Genomic DNA, 17335 nt, shown 5'->3' on the forward strand with positions numbered 1-17335 from the left:
GGAACCTGCCCCGAGAGAGCTCCTCTCGATGAGATGGACATCCGCAAGGGACGCGATGTGGCCGATCGCCTTTCGCAGATTATCTCAAGTGTCGCGCAGCACGAAAAGGTGTTGGCGGTTTCGGCAGCGCAGGCCACCGCCGAACATGATGTCTGCAGTCACGATCCTTGGGTCAATGGCTTCACCTTCAACACCATTCCTCTGACCTGGGGCGCCTTCGCCTATCACCCCAACGACAAGGGTATGCTGGCTGTCAGCCGGGCTCTTCAAGCGGCGCTCATGTCGCGCAAAATTTTGCCGGAACAGTGAGCAAAACGCGGGTTCCCTGCCCCTCCTCACTCGATATTTGAAGGCTGGCTTTCAGCCGCTCCGCACGTTCGCGCATGCCGATCAAACCAAAATGCCCCTCGCGCCGGCCATGATGCAGGATCTCGCCAGGGATACCTCTGCCATCGTCCGAGACAAGAAGCCTCAGGCCATGGCGATCCAGTTGAAGCTGGACGTTAACGGTCGAAGCCTCCGCATGACGGGCCACATTGGCGAGAGCTTCGTGGGCGATGAAAGCCGCCTCCAACTGCACGTCGCGATTCAAGCGACTGAAATCACCCGCCGTATCAAGGGACAAGGTGACTTCTGACGGGAAGGCCACGACCTGCACGATCTTGCCCAGCACTTCGTCAAGACCAACCTCCTGATCCGACAGCCTCAGCCCCTGGAGCGTTCGTCTCGTCTGTTCGATCACGGTTTCGGCCTGATCGAGAGACATGTCCAGCTCCTCATGGGCTGGCGATCCAGCGGGGATATCCTGCATGGCGTTATCGATGCGCAGGATCAAAGCCTGCACGGATTGCAACAGCGTATCGTGAAGATCGCGCGCGATACGTTCGCGTTCCCTTGTTCGGTCGTCGAGCCGCTTGCGCAAGGCTTCCATCGCGTAGCGCAGCCGGATGCGATAGATCACGACGATCGCCCCGACCAGCACCAGCAAGCCCAATAGCTTGGCCCAAACAGTCTGTACGAAAGTCGGCGGGACGATGAAATGCAACGTGGCCGACTGCGAACTCCACGCGCCGTTCCCCTGCCTCGTCTGCAATTCAAAGCGATAGTCGCCTTTAGCAAGCGAGGTATAGGATGCCTGTCGACGTGACCCGGCATTGATCCACCTGTGATCGCTCCCGCCGATCAGCCGGTAGCGGAACTCGATCTGCTGGGCATTTGCGATATTGTCAGAGGTGTATTCGATGTTGATGTCCGGATAGCCCGCGGCCAGGGTCAGTGGCTCCGCAATCGTCCTGTCCTCTCCATTGGACGAGACGGACCGGAAGATCGCCCTGGGCTGTGTGAACAGATCCGCGTGGCCTGCCGGGTCAAGCCAGGCGATCCCCCGCACGGTCAGAAACCACAGATTGCCTTGCACGGTGCTCAGGACCGTATTCGCGCAGCAGTTCAACTGCGAAAAAAACAGAGCTTCCCCCACGGGGGTCAGCAGATCGATAGGCCGCTGCGGTCCGCCCGGTTTGTTCAACGCCTCCCATTGTCCCGGTTTCAGCGCGGCGACGCCCCGGCTGCCACTCACCCATAACTGACCGTTCCGATCCCGTGCCAAACCCGATACCAGGCTTATTTGCGGATAATCCCGGCTCAAAAGGGAATGAAAACGCTCGCCATCAAACCCTGCCAGACCCAGCTCTCCGCCCAGCAGGATTTTGTCTCCCACCGCCAGCGCGGATTGAGGAAAGCCGATCGTCAGGCCAGCCGCAGCACCAAACCGGCGAAACCTGCCATCGGACCAAAGACCGACCTCATTGTCATCCGTCCCGATCCACAGGCGCTCTTTGCCGTCGAGCAACATAACTCGCGGCGAGGGTGCGCCAAGCATCTTCTGCGGCAAGATCTGGCTCCAACGCCCTGCCCGCAGGACAAAAACCCCATCCTGCCGAGTCAAAACCCAGACAGATCCATCCCGGCCGACCTGGACATCGAACAATGCGAGGCTTTTGAGTTGCCGGGGAATCGGGATGGTTTGCAGCCGCTCGCCAACGATCCGCGCCAGCCCGAAATCGCCGCCCACAAGCAGTCCGCCTTGTTGGTCCACGCGCAGACTGCGGACGGTCGCAGGCGCGTGAATGATACGCGCGACGGCCCGTTCGTCCGAATAGAGATAAATCGTGTCGTCATTGGCCACGGCGATCCGCCCGTCGGGCGCCTGGACAAAACGATAGCCGGTTCGCGGTGCGGTGGTGATGTCTTGCCGCATCGAATAGGTCACCGGCAGGAAGCGATCGATGCCAAAGCGAGTCCCAGCCCAGATGACGCCTTGCCGATCTTCGATCAATGTATCGGCGCGATCCGCACTGAGCCCATTGGAGGCATCATATCGCGCGACAACATCAGCCTTCGCCACCGCCTTGCCTGTGGCGACCCGCTCCGGATTGGCGATCCGCACGATTCCAGCCTGACGTTGCAACGTGAGCCATAAATTGCCCCAGCGATCGAACAGTAAGCGTCGCGCCACAAGATCGGGATAGGCGTCCGGGGCTGCCGTCACACGACTGCCGGCTCCGGGAAGGATAGGTCGCGTTCCATGTCCCTCATCCGAGAGCCAGAGCCGCCCATCGGGCGCCTGCGCCATGGCCCAGGCTTCCTTGACTGCAATATCGCTGCGTTCGAACGCTTGTGCACCGGGGCGCAAGAACAACAACGCCGAACTGGTGGCGACCCACAAGGTGCCATCCTTCGCTGCCAGCATCACATAGGGTATGCCAAATTCGGGCTTCAGGCCGCCGCTGAAACTGTGCCAGCGGTTGTCCTGGAAATAGGACAGGCCCTTGACCGACAATGCCCAGATCCGCCCTTCCCCATCCTCGGCAAAAGTCTTGAGCGGGCCCTTGGGGAGGCCGGAAGAAAAGTTGGTGACACGGCCATCGATGATGACCGATGCCCCGCCGCTGTAATAGCCGAACCATAGCCGTTGCTTGCTGTCGAGGAACATCGAATAGGTCAGATCGCTGCGCAAATCCCCAGGGCCAGCAGGCTGAAAACGGCGGAAATGCAAGCCGTCGAAGATAAAAAGGCCGGTCTGGCTGGCCAGCCAGAGGTCACCGTTACGGGCCTGAGCGATCGCGCCGACGTCTGGGGGAGATCCATTGTTGGAAGAATAAGCGAACTGTTCGAAATTTTGCTGGGCACGCGGCGGGGATGCGCCCGCTGTACCCCGAAACGGGATAGATAGGGCAGACGCCATGATAACCAGCAGGACGGAGGTCGTGCGGTGTCGCCGCGTCAATTTCATGTCGATCCCGAATAACACGTTGCCTCGCGATGAGGCCGATGACTAAGCGGGAGTGTAACCGTAGAAGGATAAAGCGCAACGCACCATCACGGAGACCCACCGCTCCCTCACTCAAAGGTCAATAATACCCCTCCGCAAGCCGACCGTTACGGCATGGGTGCGGTCCGCCACGTCAAGCTTGTTGAAGATACTGCGAAACCTTGCCTTCACGGTCTCCTCCGAAAGCCCCAACGCATGAGCGATGAGCTTGTTGGATTTGCCTCTGGCAGCAAGGGCCAGCACATCGATCTCGCGCTGCAACAAGTCCTCCTGAGCCGTGGCCAGAGCAACGGCTTGCGCCACTTCGGGGTGCAGGGTACGCCGGCCCTGATGAGCCCCTCGTATCGCATCGCCGAGTTCACGGCGCAGACTGCTCTTGAGGACATAGCCGGTGGCCCCTGCCCGCAAGGCGCGCGTTGCCTGAACATCCCCGGTGAAGGTCGTCAGCACCAGAATTCGCGCTTCAGGATCGACATCGCGGATCGCTTCCAGCGCGTCCAGCCCGCTCATGCCCGGCATCTGGAGATCCATCAAAGTCACGTCGGGCCTGAGATTGCAGAACGCCTCCACACCCTCGCTGCCCGTTGAAGCCTGCCCCACAACCACCATATCGGCCTGACGATTGACATAGGCTGCGACACCGTCACGCAGCAATTCATGATCATCCACAACAAGGATACGGATGGTTTCGCCCGGCGCGGCAGCGATCACGCTCTTTGCCTGATTCGCAATCGAGGTCAAAACCGGCTCCCTTCCTGCGATCCTGCAGATCGCGGGCAAGATCGATAACCCATGCCGTGAGCAATATCCATGCCTCGCGCGGTAACGATTGGGCCGAATACCCAAAAGATAAGTGAACGTCCCCCTTTTCGATATCGCTCGGAAACCACGTAGGCGGCATCATGCTCCTATCAGCCGAGCTTTTGGACAATGCTTCATGTCTGCCTATTTTCAGGAGTAGAGCCATGATCGCCATATCCAGTTCAGGGTTCCGCCGTGATGCCGCGGGCGATGCCACGCCCCGCGCCACGGCCATGCGAGCGTCATCGATCACGGAAACAACCACGGTTCGATTCATGCACGGCTTTCGAGAAGCATCCTCGACCAGCCGGTTTTGAGGAATTCCGCGTGCTTCAGACCTCAGCAAGCCCCGAATTCGTGCCCGAAGAGCGCTATATAATCGGCAAAGCCCATTATGGCGGCCCATCGACGGGCAACCCGATCTGCGTCTGGCGCACGCGTGTCCCCGTCAGCAATCCCGAGCTTGCCCTGACCTATGGCGGGCACAGCGGCCATATCGCGCGCCTCTATCTGCACAGCACGCAAGCCAGCGAGGTTCACCAGGCCCGACGCACATTCCTGGTCCCGCCGCGCTGCTCGATGGAGACCTCTTTCCGCGATGTCGGTGACCTTTGCTCCTGGCCCATCGCTCATCGGCTCGATCACATCGCATTCAGCCTTCCCACCAACGCCGTGGCGCATTGGGCCGAAAACCATGCGCTCGCCAAATGCCTGCTGCGCGATCTGCAATCCGGCCTGAGTGTGGTTGATCCCACACTGCGCGCTTTTGGCCTGGCTGTCATACCCGCTCTCAAGCAGCAGGGCGCGCTTTCCCAGTTCTTCATCGACAGCATTCTTGACGGCGTCTGTGCCTATCTTTTCAAAAGCTTCGCGACCAGCCAGCGCATCAGCAAGGGCGGGCTGGCACCCTGGCAGGAACGTCGTGCGAAAGAGATGATGGAGGCGCGGATGGCCACGGATTTCTCACTCGAGGATCTGGCGAGGGAATGCGGCCTCTCCTCTGCCCATTTCACTCGCGCCTTTCGCCAGTCATGCGGAACCACGCCCTATAAATGGCTCATTGCAAAACGCATCGAACGTGCCAAGAAGCTCCTTCAAACCACCGATACGCCTTTGACCTGGATAGCCGCCGAATGCGGATTTTCCGATCAGGCCCACTTCACCAATGTCTTTTCAAAAACGCTGGGCCGTCCGCCCGGAGCATTCAGGAGGTACTGGGCCAGCAATTAAGCGGCGCCTTCGCCTTGACCTGCAAACGACCATGCCGATCTCTCGCACCCGATGGTGCTCAAGCGCATGGTCGTTGCGTCGATCCGTTCAACCGAGCCGAGGCGAACAGCCCTCTGAAGCGATGCCGAAAGAGAAATGCCGATCCTTCGCCATACCAGTCAAGGCAATGTGCCCGCCGTTCTCGACGATGGTGATCGTCGGCAAGGCCATACCATGAGCCGTGCAACAGGTCTCGATCATGTTCAGCGTTGCCCTCTCGTGATCGCCACATTCGGGCTTGTTCGCCTCGGTCGTCCTATCATCGCTCCCTCAAGTCCGGGCAAAGCTGAGAATGTCGGCGTTGATCTGCTCGGCATGGGTCGTGGCCATGCCATGGGGATAGCCCGGATAGACCTTCAGCGTGCCATGCTTCAGCAGCTTGACCGAAAGCAGCGCGGAATCCGCGATCGGCACGATCTGGTCGTCATCGCCATGCAACACCAGCGTCGGCACGGTGATACGGCGCAGGTCCTCGGTAAAATCGGTCTCGGAAAAGGCCTTGATGCAATCGTAATGCGCCTTGGCACCGCCCATCATGCCCTGGCGCCACCAGTTGCGGATCGTGCCTTCGCTGATCGTCGCGCCGGGGCGGTTGAAGCCATAGAAAGGCCCCGAAGGCAGATCGAGAAAGAACTGGGCCCGATTGGCCAACAGCGCCGCGCGCAGCCCGTCGAAGACCTCCATCGGCAGGCCTCCGGGATTGGCCGGGGTCTTGAGCATGATCGGGGGCACGGCGCCGATCAGCACCGCCTTCGACACACGCCCCGGCTTCGCTCGGGCGACATAGCGCGCCACCTCGCCGCCGCCGGTCGAATGGCCGACATGGATGGCGCCCTTGAGGTCGAGATGATCGGTCAGCGCCGCGACATCGGCGGCATAAGTGTCCATCTCATTGCCCGTGAAGGTCTGACTGGACCGGCCATGCCCGCGCCGGTCGTGGGCGATCACCCGGAAGCCCTTGGCCAGAAAGAAGAGCATCTGTGCATCCCAGTCGTCGCTGCTGAGCGGCCAGCCATGGTGAAACACGATCGGTTGGGCATCCCTGGCGCCCCAATCCTTGTAGAAGATGTCCGTGCCGTCGGCGGTGGTGATGCTGCTCATGTCCTGACTGTCCTTTCCGGTTGTATTGGCCTCTGCCGGCCAGCTCGATGTGAAAGTTGCAACGCCCGCGAGGCTCGCGGCGCCCGCCATGAAGCTGCGGCGTTCGATCTCCAGCGTCCGCCCGGAACGCTGGCCAGCCTGGGGGCTGTTTTCGATGGTGGGCATCGATCTTTCTCCTGTCGGGCGGTTTGCGCCCTTCCGATGGAGGTGAAGATCGTTGCTGAGCGGCATCCCGTCTTGGTCAATCAGATCGCTTTTGCATAAGGCGCACACGGAGTGACAAGATGGCAAGCGCCCGGATCGACGCGGACTGCAACGCATGTTAAATGGCGCCATCCGTTTGGTTGTAATGGATAATGACGAGGGACGCATGAGCAAGGTCGGGACTGTTCACATCATCGACGATGACGAGGATGTTCGAACATCACTCGATCAACTGGTCCGCTCGGCGGGCTACGCCACCATGACCTATGGCAGCCTTGAAACCTTTGTGCCGGAGGCGGCCAGTGCAGCACTCGGCTGCGTCCTGCTCGATGTTCGCATGCCCGGCGCGAACGGGTTGGAATTCCAGGAGCAATTGGCGCGCGATGGCTGCGATCTCTCCGTCATCATGATGACGGGCCATGGGGACATTCCCATGTCCGTGCGGGCGATGAAGGCGGGCGCTGTCGATTTCCTGCCCAAGCCCTTCGATGATGACCAGATGCTCGATGCGATCAGCGCCGCCATCTCACGCGACCGTCGGCGCTTCACGGAGCGCAGCGCCAGTGCGGAAATCGCCGCGCGCTATGCCACGCTCACCCCGCGTGAGCGGCAGGTGATGGCACTGGTGACCGCCGGCAAGCTCAACAAGCAAAGCGCCTACGAACTGGGGCTCAGCGAGATCACTGTGAAAGTGCATCGGCGATCGGCCATGACCAAGATGCAGGCCGCCTCTCTTGCCGATCTCGTCAAGATGGCGCAGTCCCTGCCCGTTTCACAGGCTGCAGCCGATGACCCCGCCTAGGCTACCGCGCCAAGCGCGGCTTCGACGCATTCAACAAGTGCGTCCGGATCAAAAGGCTTGCGTAGCAGGCAGTAGGGATCGCAGGCCTCGGCACGGCCCAGAACATGAGCTTCATTGCGCGCGGTGACGATGATCACCGGCGTGCCCGGTGCGTCCCGGTCGATCCGGCGCTTCAAATCCACGCCATCCATGCCCGACATCTGGATATCCGTGATGACGCAACCGGCATTGCCCATGACATCCGATGCCAGGAAACTTTCGGCAGAGTCATGACCGCTCGTACGATAACCGCAGGAACGCAGAAGTTCATCGATTGCAGTCCGCAGCACATCGTCATCTTCAACGATCGCTACCAGGGGACTCGTAACCATGTGCCAACTTTCTTTCGCAGGGCAGAGAGCCCCTATGCTTCACCGCTCCAAGTGGCATCGGTACCGGGATATAGCAATTATACGATAGTGTCGCGGCACTGCAGCAGCACGCTGCCGCGGCATTCCAGGACCAACAGGCGCCGGATCCTGACAGGGTTTCGGCATCACAAAAACAGCAGCGCCGTCAGGGAGTTACCATGATCAAGATCCAACCGGGCGAAAGCGACGTTCTGCAGCGGCTGCAAGAAAGCGAGTATCGCTACAGCAATCTTTTCAACGCCATGCCCGCCTGCTTCTGGGAGCTCGATTTCCGGGAGGTGGGCATCATACTGCGGCGCTGGGGCGAAGAGGGTGTCATCGATTTCGTCTCTCATCTCGATGACCCTGCAAACATCCTCACCCTGATGCGCGCAACCCGTGTGGTCGATTGCAACGAGCGAACGATCGCCGTTTTCGGTCGCGGGCTCAAGGATGAGCTGATCACCACCATCGACCATTTCTGGCCGCCCGAAAGCTATGCGGTCTATGCCCGATCGGTGCTGGCCTACATGGCGGGGCAACCCGGTTTCTCGGCGGAAACCACCTTGCTCAGCTTGGCGGGTGAGCAACGGGAAGTGCTGTTCACGGCCTGTTTCCCGGTCGAACTGGCAACAGCGGGAAGCATGCTGGTCGGCATCATGGATCTCTCCGAGACCAAGCGGGCACTGCGGGACCTGCGTCACGCCAAGCTGCGCGCCGATACGCTGGCCGAAGCACAGGCCTTCGCCTTCTGGCAGCTTGATTGCAGCGTCACCAACCGCATGCTGGGCGAGCTGAAGGCCCAGGGCGTGACCGATCTGCGCGCCTATATGGACGAGCATCCCGATTTCGTGGTCCGGGCGCTTGAGGCCACCATCGTCACCGATATCAACCAGAAGAGCATCGAGCTCTATGGCTTGAGAGACAAGAGCGATGCTCTGGGCAAATCCATTCTCGGCTATTGGCTGCCGGGCCGTTACGAAGCCTTCGAGGGCAGCATCGAGGCCGGCTTCAACGGCAAATCCCAGTTCCAGATGGTGACCCGCACCCGCACCTTCGACGGACGCGAGGTCGATTGCCGCTTCTGGATGGCTGCCCCGCCCGAGATGCGGGCCAGCGGAACGGTGATGGTCGCCATTCAGGACCTGACCGAGGAGATCGCCTCCCGCCGCGAAATCGAAAGCCTGCGCGAAGGTCTGGCTCATGCCGGTCGCGTGCTGATGCTGGGTGAGTTCGCCGCCTCGATCGCGCATGAAATCAACCAGCCGCTCACCGCGCTCAAGGCGGCCTCCTCGGCAGCGCGCCGCTGGCTGGCCCTCACGCCACCCGATCTGGAGCAAGCCGCCGCGTCACTCGCCACCATCGCGAAAAGCGCGCATCGTGCGGGCGAGATCGTCGACCGTATCCGGGGCATGGCGGTCAAAAGGCAGCCTCAACGCGAGCTTGTGGAGGTACGGGGTCTGGTCGATGAAGCGGTCGATTTCGTCAGCCGCGAGTTGCACGCCTTTCGCACCGTGCCTGTGGTGATCATCCCGCGCGATACACCCGGCATCCTGGTGGATCGCACGCAGATTCAACAGGTGCTGGTCAATCTGATCATCAACGCTCTGCAGGCCATGGACCAAGCCGGGTCGCCGGTACGCAAGGTCACCATCAGCGTGGAGCCAGCCGAGGACAGCACGCTCGCCTTTTCAGTTCGCGACAGCGGCCCCGGCTTCGAGCCCGACCACGTAAAACGCCTGTTCGAGCACTTCTTCACCACCAAGGAAGGGGGCATGGGCATCGGCCTGACGATTTGCCAGTCGATCATCCACGCCCATGAAGGCCGCATCCTTGCACTGAACGCGCAAGAAGGCGGTGCCGAATTCCGCTTTACGCTACCGACCGGGTGAAGGCTGCGACCAGCCATCCCAGGGCTTTTTCCGCGGTGCATTCAGCTCCCCTGCCAAGGGGCACTGGATGCATTTGTTTTATAGATATTTTCCAGCGCAAGGTGGAGTGCTTGCCCAGCCTGCCCACCATCTAAACCCAAACCTATACCTTCGGTCAACTATCGCGATACCGTCGCAAAGTCTTATCAGCAGATCCGAAGACGAAACACCCCCCATAAAGCCATCACCGCTCGCTCAACGATGAAGGACCAGACCGATGACTGGTGCGTATCTTCCTGCCTGCGATGAATTCAGTTCTTATTATTCAGGAAAATTCTTTCGCAGGGCAGTTCACAGGAACATGTCTTCCGTCACAGCGGCTGTCGCCGATCTTCAAGGCCTGGGCGAAAGGACGCTCGGCCTGCTTCGGGTCAGGCAGGGGTTCTTCCTTGAGGCCTTTATCCGCACCGATGGAAATCTCGTTTTGGCCCTGATCCTTGCCGCTTTTCATACGGGCATGATGCCCCCGTTCCCCCTTCAGCAAAGGAGCACTCAGCCATGATGCCTCTTGCCATCGAACACAACATCATGACGCTTCCGCCGCTGTATCGCGGCGAGGTGGCGGAGCATGCCGCGCCTGCCGCCCGGACCCTGCCGGCAGAGGCCCATGGATTGGCCGATATGGTGCTGAAAACCTTCGCGCTGAGCCTTGGATCGGCGCTGGAAACCGGTCTGCCGCCAGACGAAGCCTTTGTCGATCATATCCTGCTGGGTGTCAGCAGCTATCTTCAGCGCACGGTCAGGACAGCGCTCAAACCGATGCGGGGCGGTCTCGCCCCCTGGCAGGAACGTCGCGCCAAGGAGATGATGGAAACAGGCAAGCAGCAGGATCTGAGCATCGGCGATCTGGCGGCAGCCTGCGGCCTGTCCGCCACGCATTTCTCGCGCGCCTTTCGCCAGTCTTGCGGCACCACGCCGCATCGCTGGATGATGGGCAGGCGTCTGGAGAAAGCGCAGGCCCTGCTTCAGGAGACGGATATGCCGCTCGCCAGCATCGCCATGGAATGCGGATTTGCCGATCAGGCTCATCTCACCAACGCCTTCTCCAAGCAGTTCGGCTCGCCCCCCGGAGCCATGCGCCGCCTGTGGCGCAACAATGCGGGCGCCATGCTCTGAGCTCCCGTTTCCTTTCATCCATTCGCTTGAGATCGTTCGGCGCAATAAGAGGCGGGCTGGTCATGACGACACACTGCAAGCCATCCAGTTCGACACGCCCCCATGTATCGCGCAGTTGGAAACCACGCTTGTCGCGTCGCCATCTGGAACCGCTGCTTGTCAGCTTTTTCATCCTATGTGCCGGTTTCGCCCTTTTCCGTGTCGTCCTGAACGAGGGCGAGGATGGCATGCTGGCGCTGCTCGCCCCCATCGTCATCTTTATTGCGGTGGGATCACTGTTCACCGGCCACGAAACCGGAAGGCATTGATATGCTCGACCTGCCCCATGCCGAAGCCATCGAAGATTGCGGTGCGCCCTGGACACCCTTCCCCGCGAAAAGAAGGAAAGACGCAGCCGTCACTGAACCGCTCGACACACTATCCCTGCGCGTTGTTCACTTGGCCCGAGAGGAGGCCTGGCGTAGTCTCGCGCTTCAGACCGCCGCTGCGCGGCTGATGCATTGGCTGCTTGGCGATATCGAAACGCCGCGTCCGCTTGCCAGCCCCCGCCTCGAAATGCTGAGGGTTTTCTGTACTTTCATCGTGCTGGGCGACAGGCGCAGCAGCAGCATCGCGCAAAGCCTTTTGGAAAAGGGCCATTACAGCAGCGCGCAATTGGCCGAGGCCAGCGCCTTGAGTCTGGCCTGAATGCTCAGCCTGCCGGATCAATCAGGCCAGCCATCTGGCTCGACACAGCGCGCAAAATATCATCCGCAAAGGCCTGATCGACCTGCGACACAGCGCGAGACAAGGCCATGCCGCCCACCATGGCCGCGAACAGCAGCACGGCGCGATCCCTGTTCTCCTGCCCGTCACTGCCAGTCAGGGTTTCGGAGACGAGTTCAACAAAGCGCTCGATCCCCGCACGGAAGGCTTGCTGCGTCGCTGGGGGCTGGCGCCAGATTTCAGACACCAGCGCGGCATTCGGGCATCCAAGTTCCGGATGATTGCGATGATCGACTGAGAAATAGGTCTGAACAAAGGCATCCGGGCTCAGACCGGTGAACGTGCTGATCGTGTCATCAAAGCTGTGCCGCGTGGCCTCGGCCTGAAGAACCTCTTTCGATTTGAAGTGACTGTAGAGCGCACCGTGAGACAGGCTGGCTGCGCGTGCAACTTCGGCAACGCTCATCTGGTCGAAACCGCGCAAGCGGATCTGCTCGGCTGCGGCACGCAGGATCGCTTCTCGGTTTTCGGTGGCCTGGGCCTTGGTAACTTTCATGGGCGACTGTCCGTTGCAGCGGGCGCCTCACGATGACGGATCGGCAGCCGGCCTATTCATTGCATTCATAATTATAGATCCAGAACCGCATTTATCAAGAGCTATGCCGCAGCGGCCCCCATGCCCGCGCCAGCGCCCTTCACGTCGTCGATTTTGCCCCCTTGACATTAATCATTACATTCACCATCAATACATTCATTGCAGACGTAATGATAAAAACCCTCACCCCGACCGGGCTCATGCCCTCACCACAGAAAGGACCATCACCATGACGACCATCAAGGATTCCATCGTTCTGATCACCGGCGCCAACGGCGGCATCGGCCAGGCTCTGGTTGCCGAACTGCTCAAGCGCGGCGCGGCCAAGATCTATCTCGGCGCCCGCAACACCGCTTCGCTTGAGCCGCTGCTGGCCACCTCCGACAAGCTGGTTGCGGTGCAGCTCGACGTGACCGATGCGCAGCAGGTCGCCAAGGCCGCCGCCATCGCCGCAGACACCACCCTGCTGATCAACAACGCCGGCGTGGCCGCCTTCACCGGCGCCCTGTCCGCGCCAGATGCCGCCACCGCCCGCCAGGAGATGGACGTCAATTATTTCGGCACGCTGGCGCTGAGCCAGGCCCTGCGCGGGGCCCCTGTCTTCCAGAAGGGTGGCGCGGTGATCAACATCCTCTCCTTCCTGGCCCATGTCACCCTGCCGGTGGCGGGCACCTATTCGGCCTCCAAGGCCGCGGCACAGGCGCTGACCCGCACCCTGCGCGCCGAACTCAAGCCGCGCGGCGTGCAGGTGCTGGCCTCCTTCCCCGTGCAGACCGAAACCACCATGGGCGTCGCCCTGCCCGAACCGCGCCTGACCCCCGCTGAAGTCGCCATCGGCACGCTGGATGCTCTGGAAGCTGGCGAGGATGAGGTTTTCCCCGGCGCCCTGTCGCAGGGTGCGGCGCAGGCCTTCCACGCCGATCCGGTCGGCATGCAGGCGCAGTTCGCCCAGATGGCTCACGCCCTCGACTGAGCCCCCGGCAAGGAGACCATCATGCGTAAAGTGGTTCTGATCACCGGCGTCTCCTCGGGGATCGGCGCGGCGACCGCCCTGGCTTTGGCCGGGGCCGGTTACCGGGTCTTTGGCGGGGCGCGCAGCCCCGCCAAACTGGCGCCGATCCCCGGTGTCGAGATCGTGGCTCTCGATGTGCGGGACGAGGCGCAGGTGCGCGCCGCCGTCGCGCAGATCGAGGAGGCAGCCGGCAGCATCGACATCGTCATCAACAATGCCGGTGTCTCGCTGGTCGGCCCGGTGGAGGCCACCAGCGTGGCAGAGGCGCGGGCGCTGTTCGACACCAATGTCTTTGGCGTGCTCAATGTGGTGCAGGCGGTGCTGCCGGGCATGCGCCAGCGGCAGGCCGGGCTGATCGTCAACATCAGTTCGGTGCTGGGCTTTCTGCCGGCGCCCTTCATGGGGCTCTATGCCAGCAGCAAGCATGCGCTGGAGGGCCTGTCCGAAACGCTCGACCATGAGGTGCGTGATTTCGGCATCCGCGTGATGCTGGTGGAGCCCAGCTTCACCAACACGAAGCTCGACACCAATGCCGCGCGCACAAGCACGCGGATCGCGGCCTATGCCGAGGCGCTGGACCGCAGCACGCGGGCCGTGCAGGAACAGGTAGAGAGCGCCCCCTCGCCCGAGAGCGTGGCGGCGGCCATCGTCAAGGCCTTGCAGGCTCCGCACCGCCTGCGCCAGCCTGCCGACAAGCGCGCGAAGCTGCTGAGCACGCTGCGACGCTTCGCTCCTGCCAAGCAGGTCGACAAAAGCCTGCGCGGCGCCTTCGGCCTTTAACGCCGCTTTCCCGTCAGGCCCCCCTCCCCGCGCATGGCTTAGCCCGCCATGTGCGGGGCCGATGCCGGGCATGGCGCACATTTCCAGTACCCGGAGCGCTTCCTGAAGCACGCGCGGCAGTTCCTGGCGGAATAAGGCCGATCGCGGTCTTCCGCCTCCAGCCGGGGCACCGCTCCGCGATGGATCAGACGCCCAGCCGCGCCCTGATCCTCTCGCGGGCGGTGGCCAGCGTGGCAGAAGCCCCCTGTGTGTCGTCAATCGTGCGGGCCAGCACCATGGCTCCCACCATCTCGGCAAAAACCGACTGCGCCAGATCCTCCGCCTGATCGCGGCCCATCGCCCGCAGGCTCTCGGCGATGATCGCTTCGACATGTCTGACCCCGGCGCTCAGCCGGGCTCGGGCGGCCTCGGGCAGGCGGCGCGCTTCACCGGAAATCGAAGGGATGGGGCAGGCAAAGTCAGGTGAAAGGCGGGCACGATCCGAGAGATAGCCCTCGATCATCTCGGCCAGACCCTCGCCCGGCGCCTTGCCTTTCAACCGCCGCGCGATGAAGCTTTCGGAGCGCGCGAACATACGCTCGACCGCATGCGACACCAGATCCTCGCGCGAGGCGAAATGGGCATAGAAGCCGCCATGGGTCAGACCGGCACGCCGCATCAAGGCGGCCACGCCCAATCCATCCGTGCCGTGGATCAGCATCGCCTTGGCGGCCTCTTCCAAGATGCGGGCCCTGGTCCTCTCCTTATGCGTGAGGGCTGGTTTCATCACTGGTCGGCCACCACAAATGACCGATCATAATATGGCACGCGCATGCCTTGCATCTCCTGCTGCACAGGGCCCTGGAAGGCCTCCGGCAATCGATCTGGACATATGACGATTAAAATATATATTTCATCCATCATTTCAAATCCTATCGATTGGCAGGCAAGGCTGACATCGCAGCACAAGGGCCAGTCACTCCCCAAAACCCTGTTTCAACAGCGAAGGATCGGCTTCATGGGCCTGCATTTCAAATCCGGTCTCATTCTTGGCGCAGTGCTGCTCATGGCGAGCAACGCCGCTCTGGCCCAGCCATCGACGGCACCTCAGGGCCCCTCCCCCGCCGTCCCCCAACAACCTGCGGTGCCAACCACCAAAATCCTCGCGATCGGCAGCCTGACCGCGCCGCGTGACACCCCCCGCCTGCGCGCCACCATGCCCGAGGAGGTGCGCAAGACGGTCGAACTCTATCTGGGCGGCAAGATCGACCAGTGGTATGTGAAACAGGATGGCACGGGCGTCGTCTTCATCCTCAATGTCACCTCGCCGCAGGAGGCGCAGGCCCTGCTTGAGGCCCTGCCGCTCGGTCGCGAAAAGCTGATGCATTTTGAGCTGACGCCGCTTGGTCCGCTCAACCCTTTGCGGATGCTGCTGCGCTGACGCGAGAAAACCCGGCCGGGCAGACCGAAACTGTGGTGCTTTTGGCAGAATATGCCGGAAGCACCCGCTGGAAGATTGATGCCGGGACGATCAGATGGGTCTCTCCCCGCCCGATTGGACCCTTTCCTGCCATGCGCTCTCCTCCTCACCTCCTTTTCGCTTCCGCTCTGGCCCTTGCGTCGGTCTCCCCCGCCAGCGCATCCCCGCCGCCAGGCCCCGAGGTGACGCAGCAGGCCGAATTGCGCTCAACCCAGCAATTCGACCTGCACTCGCACATCAATGGCGAGACGTACCGGGTGCAAATTCTCATCCCGCGCCGCGCCCCTCCGCCGGGCGGCTATCCCACGCTTTATGTGCTGGACGGCGATGCGCTGTTCGGCGGCTATGCCCAGGCCATGGCCAATCGATCCGGCGCCAATGAGGTCGCCGCTGCCCTGATCGTCGGCATCGCCGGCGCTCCCGGGGAGCATGGCGCCAGCCGCACGCTGGATTTCACCTTCTCCGACATGACATCCCATGAGAAAGACATCATCAAGGATCTCGGGCCTAACCCTCCCTTCGGCGGGGCCGACCGCTTCTTTCAGGTGATCCAGCAGGAAATCCGCCCCAAAGTGGCAAGGCTCGCCCCGGTCGATCCGGCCAGGGGCGCGTTGCTGGGCTGGTCTCTGGGCGGCCATTTCGTGATGCACACCATGTTCGAGCATCCCGAGGCCTTCGGAACCTATATCGCGCTCAGCCCCGCCCTGTGGCGCAGCGACCGCATCCTGTTCAAGGCCATTCCCGGCTTTGCGCAAAAGGTCGAGGCTTCGGGCGCCCGGCCAAGACTGTTCATCGGCGCCGGCAGCCGCGAGGAAGAAGCCTTCCCCGGCATGATGGCGGGGCAAATGTCACATGAGGATCTGGCAAAGTCCCTGAGCTATGCCCGCATGGTCGGCAATGCCAGCGACATGGCCGCAGACCTCCAGCCGATCTTCGCCAGCCACGCGATGGGCTTCAAGGCCAGAGTCTTCGAAGGCGACACCCATAACAGCATGCCGTGGAGCGCGATCAATCCGGTCCTGGACTTCGCTTTCCCGCGCGCACAATGATCCGGACGGGGCAGAGGGCCGGTGCCGAAAATCCGGCTTTCGCCGGATTTCCAAACAGACTCTCAGGACAGCAAAGACCAGGCAAAATGATCGAGCGTGCGCCCGAAAGCCAGCCGCGCCGCATCCGCATCGTAATGCGCGCCGGTATGGCGGGCAAAGGCATGCGAGCAGCCCGGATACAGATAGACCGAGGTCTCCACCCGCCCCTTCAGCCGTGACTGGATCGCAGCCTGAGCCGGGGCGGGAATAAATTCGTCCTGATCGCCCAGATGCAGGATGAAAGGCGCCTTGATGGCATCGGCTTCCTCCAGATGCTGATCGATTCCTCCGCCATAGAAAGCCGCCGCTGCATCAATCCTGACCCGCGCTGCCGTCAGATAGGTCATCAGCCCGCCGAGACAAAAGCCCATCACCCCCACTTTGCCGGTCGCGCCCGGAATGGCCCGCGCCATATCCACCACCGCAGCAATATCGCGCACCCCGCGATCGACATCATAGGCCTGATAGAGAGCCAGCCCGCGCGCCCATTCCGACTCGCTCCAGGCGTTGAGGTCAAGGCCGGGCGCATCGCGCCAGAACAGATCGGGCGCCACCGCGATAAAGCCGGCCGAGGCAAGCTCCCGGCAGGTTTCCCGCAGATCGGCATTCACCCCGAAAATCTCCTGCAGCACGATCACCACCGGCGCGGGAGCTGCCTGTACGGGCCGGGCAATAAAGGCGGCGAACGCGCCATCAGGCACATACGTCTTCAGTTCGAGATGAGCGGCAAGCATGGGGCACCTTTCCTGTCT

21 protein-coding genes are annotated in these 17335 nt (G+C 61.8%); 12 read left to right on the top strand and 9 right to left on the bottom strand.

Annotated elements, in window-relative coordinates; genetic code table 11:
- Positions 1-33 precede the first annotated feature (33 nt).
- Entirely contained in the window at positions 34-309 is a 276-nt protein-coding gene (locus tag ABDW49_RS26285) for a hypothetical protein (RefSeq protein WP_343616632.1), read from the top strand.
- Here ABDW49_RS26285 and ABDW49_RS26290 read toward each other — a convergent pair.
- Both ABDW49_RS26290 and ABDW49_RS26295 read right to left on the bottom strand, forming a co-directional pair.
- The gene (locus ABDW49_RS26290) at positions 278-3292 is read right to left on the bottom strand and encodes an ATP-binding protein (protein ID WP_343616634.1); all 3015 of its coding nucleotides are present in this window, start codon (positions 3290-3292) and stop codon (positions 278-280) included. The genes ABDW49_RS26285 and ABDW49_RS26290 overlap by 32 nt on opposite strands.
- 111 nt (positions 3293-3403) lie before the next feature.
- On the bottom strand, positions 3404-4072 hold the full coding sequence (locus ABDW49_RS26295; RefSeq protein ID WP_343616636.1) for a response regulator transcription factor: 669 nt from the start codon (positions 4070-4072) through the stop codon (positions 3404-3406).
- Between the two features lie 224 nt (positions 4073-4296).
- Between ABDW49_RS26295 and ABDW49_RS26300 the strand changes: the two genes are divergently transcribed.
- Both ABDW49_RS26300 and ABDW49_RS26305 read left to right on the top strand, forming a co-directional pair.
- Entirely contained in the window at positions 4297-4449 is a 153-nt protein-coding gene (locus tag ABDW49_RS26300) for a hypothetical protein (RefSeq protein ID WP_343616638.1), read from the top strand.
- A 40-nt stretch (positions 4450-4489) separates the two neighbouring features.
- Positions 4490-5362: an AraC family transcriptional regulator gene (locus tag ABDW49_RS26305; protein WP_343616639.1), complete on the top strand. Its 873-nt coding sequence runs from the start codon at positions 4490-4492 to the stop codon at positions 5360-5362.
- An 87-nt stretch (positions 5363-5449) separates the two neighbouring features.
- Here ABDW49_RS26305 and ABDW49_RS26310 read toward each other — a convergent pair whose 3' ends face one another.
- Both ABDW49_RS26310 and ABDW49_RS26315 read right to left on the bottom strand, forming a co-directional pair.
- Positions 5450-5602 (bottom strand): hypothetical protein, encoded by a 153-nt coding sequence (locus tag ABDW49_RS26310; RefSeq protein ID WP_343616641.1) that lies wholly within the window; start codon positions 5600-5602, stop codon positions 5450-5452.
- Positions 5603-5671: 69 nt separating this feature from the next.
- Positions 5672-6502, bottom strand: a complete 831-nt coding sequence (locus tag ABDW49_RS26315; RefSeq protein WP_343617405.1) for an alpha/beta hydrolase — start codon at positions 6500-6502, stop codon at positions 5672-5674.
- A 370-nt stretch (positions 6503-6872) separates the two neighbouring features.
- On the opposite strand from ABDW49_RS26315, the gene ABDW49_RS26320 reads away from it, so the two are divergent.
- Positions 6873-7508, top strand: a complete 636-nt coding sequence (locus ABDW49_RS26320) for a response regulator (protein ID WP_343616642.1) — start codon at positions 6873-6875, stop codon at positions 7506-7508.
- Here ABDW49_RS26320 and ABDW49_RS26325 read toward each other — a convergent pair.
- Positions 7505-7879, bottom strand: a complete 375-nt coding sequence (locus tag ABDW49_RS26325) for a response regulator (RefSeq protein WP_343616643.1) — start codon at positions 7877-7879, stop codon at positions 7505-7507. The genes ABDW49_RS26320 and ABDW49_RS26325 overlap by 4 nt on opposite strands.
- Positions 7880-8076: 197 nt before the next feature.
- Here ABDW49_RS26325 and ABDW49_RS26330 point away from each other — a divergent pair, with 197 nt between their 5' ends.
- A complete protein-coding gene (locus ABDW49_RS26330; RefSeq protein WP_343616644.1) occupies positions 8077-9789 on the top strand; it encodes an ATP-binding protein in 1713 nt (570 codons plus the stop codon).
- A gap of 304 nt (positions 9790-10093) precedes the next feature.
- Here ABDW49_RS26330 and ABDW49_RS26335 read toward each other — a convergent pair whose 3' ends face one another.
- On the bottom strand, positions 10094-10279 hold the full coding sequence (locus ABDW49_RS26335) for a hypothetical protein (RefSeq protein WP_343616645.1): 186 nt from the start codon (positions 10277-10279) through the stop codon (positions 10094-10096).
- A gap of 47 nt (positions 10280-10326) precedes the next feature.
- On the opposite strand from ABDW49_RS26335, the gene ABDW49_RS26340 reads away from it, so the two are divergent.
- The 3 genes from ABDW49_RS26340 (at position 10327) to ABDW49_RS26350 (ending at position 11631) form a co-directional block, all read left to right on the top strand.
- The gene (locus tag ABDW49_RS26340; protein WP_343616646.1) at positions 10327-10944 is read left to right on the top strand and encodes an AraC family transcriptional regulator; all 618 of its coding nucleotides are present in this window, start codon (positions 10327-10329) and stop codon (positions 10942-10944) included.
- Positions 10945-11072: 128 nt separating this feature from the next.
- Entirely contained in the window at positions 11073-11252 is a 180-nt protein-coding gene (locus ABDW49_RS26345; RefSeq protein ID WP_343616647.1) for a hypothetical protein, read from the top strand.
- Position 11253: 1 nt separating this feature from the next.
- Positions 11254-11631 carry a hypothetical protein gene (locus ABDW49_RS26350; RefSeq protein WP_343616649.1) on the top strand — a complete coding sequence of 126 codons (378 nt, stop codon included), beginning with the start codon at positions 11254-11256 and terminating at the stop codon, positions 11629-11631.
- A 4-nt stretch (positions 11632-11635) separates the two neighbouring features.
- Here ABDW49_RS26350 and ABDW49_RS26355 read toward each other — a convergent pair whose 3' ends face one another.
- Positions 11636-12205 carry a TetR/AcrR family transcriptional regulator gene (locus tag ABDW49_RS26355; protein ID WP_343616651.1) on the bottom strand — a complete coding sequence of 190 codons (570 nt, stop codon included), beginning with the start codon at positions 12203-12205 and terminating at the stop codon, positions 11636-11638.
- 268 nt (positions 12206-12473) lie between these two features.
- Between ABDW49_RS26355 and ABDW49_RS26360 the strand changes: the two genes are divergently transcribed.
- Entirely contained in the window at positions 12474-13217 is a 744-nt protein-coding gene (locus tag ABDW49_RS26360; protein WP_343616653.1) for an SDR family NAD(P)-dependent oxidoreductase, read from the top strand.
- A gap of 21 nt (positions 13218-13238) precedes the next feature.
- Complete coding sequence (locus ABDW49_RS26365) at positions 13239-14036, top strand: oxidoreductase (RefSeq protein ID WP_343616655.1); 798 nt, start codon at positions 13239-13241, stop codon at positions 14034-14036.
- A gap of 184 nt (positions 14037-14220) precedes the next feature.
- On the opposite strand, the gene ABDW49_RS26370 is transcribed toward ABDW49_RS26365, so the two are convergent.
- Positions 14221-14757: a TetR/AcrR family transcriptional regulator gene (locus ABDW49_RS26370; RefSeq protein ID WP_343616656.1), complete on the bottom strand. Its 537-nt coding sequence runs from the start codon at positions 14755-14757 to the stop codon at positions 14221-14223.
- Positions 14758-15033: 276 nt separating this feature from the next.
- Between ABDW49_RS26370 and ABDW49_RS26375 the strand changes: the two genes are divergently transcribed.
- Positions 15034-15456 (top strand): hypothetical protein, encoded by a 423-nt coding sequence (locus tag ABDW49_RS26375; RefSeq protein WP_343616658.1) that lies wholly within the window; start codon positions 15034-15036, stop codon positions 15454-15456.
- Between the two features lie 221 nt (positions 15457-15677).
- A complete protein-coding gene (locus tag ABDW49_RS26380; RefSeq protein ID WP_343616660.1) occupies positions 15678-16544 on the top strand; it encodes an alpha/beta hydrolase-fold protein in 867 nt (288 codons plus the stop codon).
- A gap of 62 nt (positions 16545-16606) precedes the next feature.
- Here the strand turns inward: ABDW49_RS26380 and ABDW49_RS26385 are convergent, their stop codons facing one another.
- Complete coding sequence (locus ABDW49_RS26385; RefSeq protein ID WP_343616661.1) at positions 16607-17317, bottom strand: dienelactone hydrolase family protein; 711 nt, start codon at positions 17315-17317, stop codon at positions 16607-16609.
- Positions 17318-17335: the final 18 nt, after the last annotated feature.

Origin of the sequence: Novosphingobium sp., from assembly GCF_039595395.1 — a bacterium.
GTDB lineage: Bacteria > Pseudomonadota > Alphaproteobacteria > Sphingomonadales > Sphingomonadaceae > Novosphingobium.

Coding starts and splice junctions, on each gene's coding strand:
- ABDW49_RS26315 (WP_343617405.1), bottom strand. CDS start 6,502: ATGAGCAGCATCACCACCGCCGACGGCACGGACATCTTCTACAAGGAT.
- ABDW49_RS26340 (WP_343616646.1), top strand. CDS start 10,327: ATGATGCCTCTTGCCATCGAACACAACATCATGACGCTTCCGCCGCTG.
- ABDW49_RS26350 (WP_343616649.1), top strand. CDS start 11,254: ATGCTCGACCTGCCCCATGCCGAAGCCATCGAAGATTGCGGTGCGCCC.
- ABDW49_RS26330 (WP_343616644.1), top strand. CDS start 8,077: ATGATCAAGATCCAACCGGGCGAAAGCGACGTTCTGCAGCGGCTGCAA.
- ABDW49_RS26335 (WP_343616645.1), bottom strand. CDS start 10,279: ATGAAAAGCGGCAAGGATCAGGGCCAAAACGAGATTTCCATCGGTGCG.
- ABDW49_RS26360 (WP_343616653.1), top strand. CDS start 12,474: ATGACGACCATCAAGGATTCCATCGTTCTGATCACCGGCGCCAACGGC.
- ABDW49_RS26290 (WP_343616634.1), bottom strand. CDS start 3,292: ATGAAATTGACGCGGCGACACCGCACGACCTCCGTCCTGCTGGTTATC.
- ABDW49_RS26375 (WP_343616658.1), top strand. CDS start 15,034: ATGGGCCTGCATTTCAAATCCGGTCTCATTCTTGGCGCAGTGCTGCTC.
- ABDW49_RS26285 (WP_343616632.1), top strand. CDS start 34: ATGGACATCCGCAAGGGACGCGATGTGGCCGATCGCCTTTCGCAGATT.
- ABDW49_RS26365 (WP_343616655.1), top strand. CDS start 13,239: ATGCGTAAAGTGGTTCTGATCACCGGCGTCTCCTCGGGGATCGGCGCG.
- ABDW49_RS26385 (WP_343616661.1), bottom strand. CDS start 17,317: ATGCTTGCCGCTCATCTCGAACTGAAGACGTATGTGCCTGATGGCGCG.
- ABDW49_RS26320 (WP_343616642.1), top strand. CDS start 6,873: ATGAGCAAGGTCGGGACTGTTCACATCATCGACGATGACGAGGATGTT.
- ABDW49_RS26300 (WP_343616638.1), top strand. CDS start 4,297: ATGATCGCCATATCCAGTTCAGGGTTCCGCCGTGATGCCGCGGGCGAT.
- ABDW49_RS26325 (WP_343616643.1), bottom strand. CDS start 7,879: ATGGTTACGAGTCCCCTGGTAGCGATCGTTGAAGATGACGATGTGCTG.
- ABDW49_RS26355 (WP_343616651.1), bottom strand. CDS start 12,205: ATGAAAGTTACCAAGGCCCAGGCCACCGAAAACCGAGAAGCGATCCTG.
- ABDW49_RS26310 (WP_343616641.1), bottom strand. CDS start 5,602: ATGATCGAGACCTGTTGCACGGCTCATGGTATGGCCTTGCCGACGATC.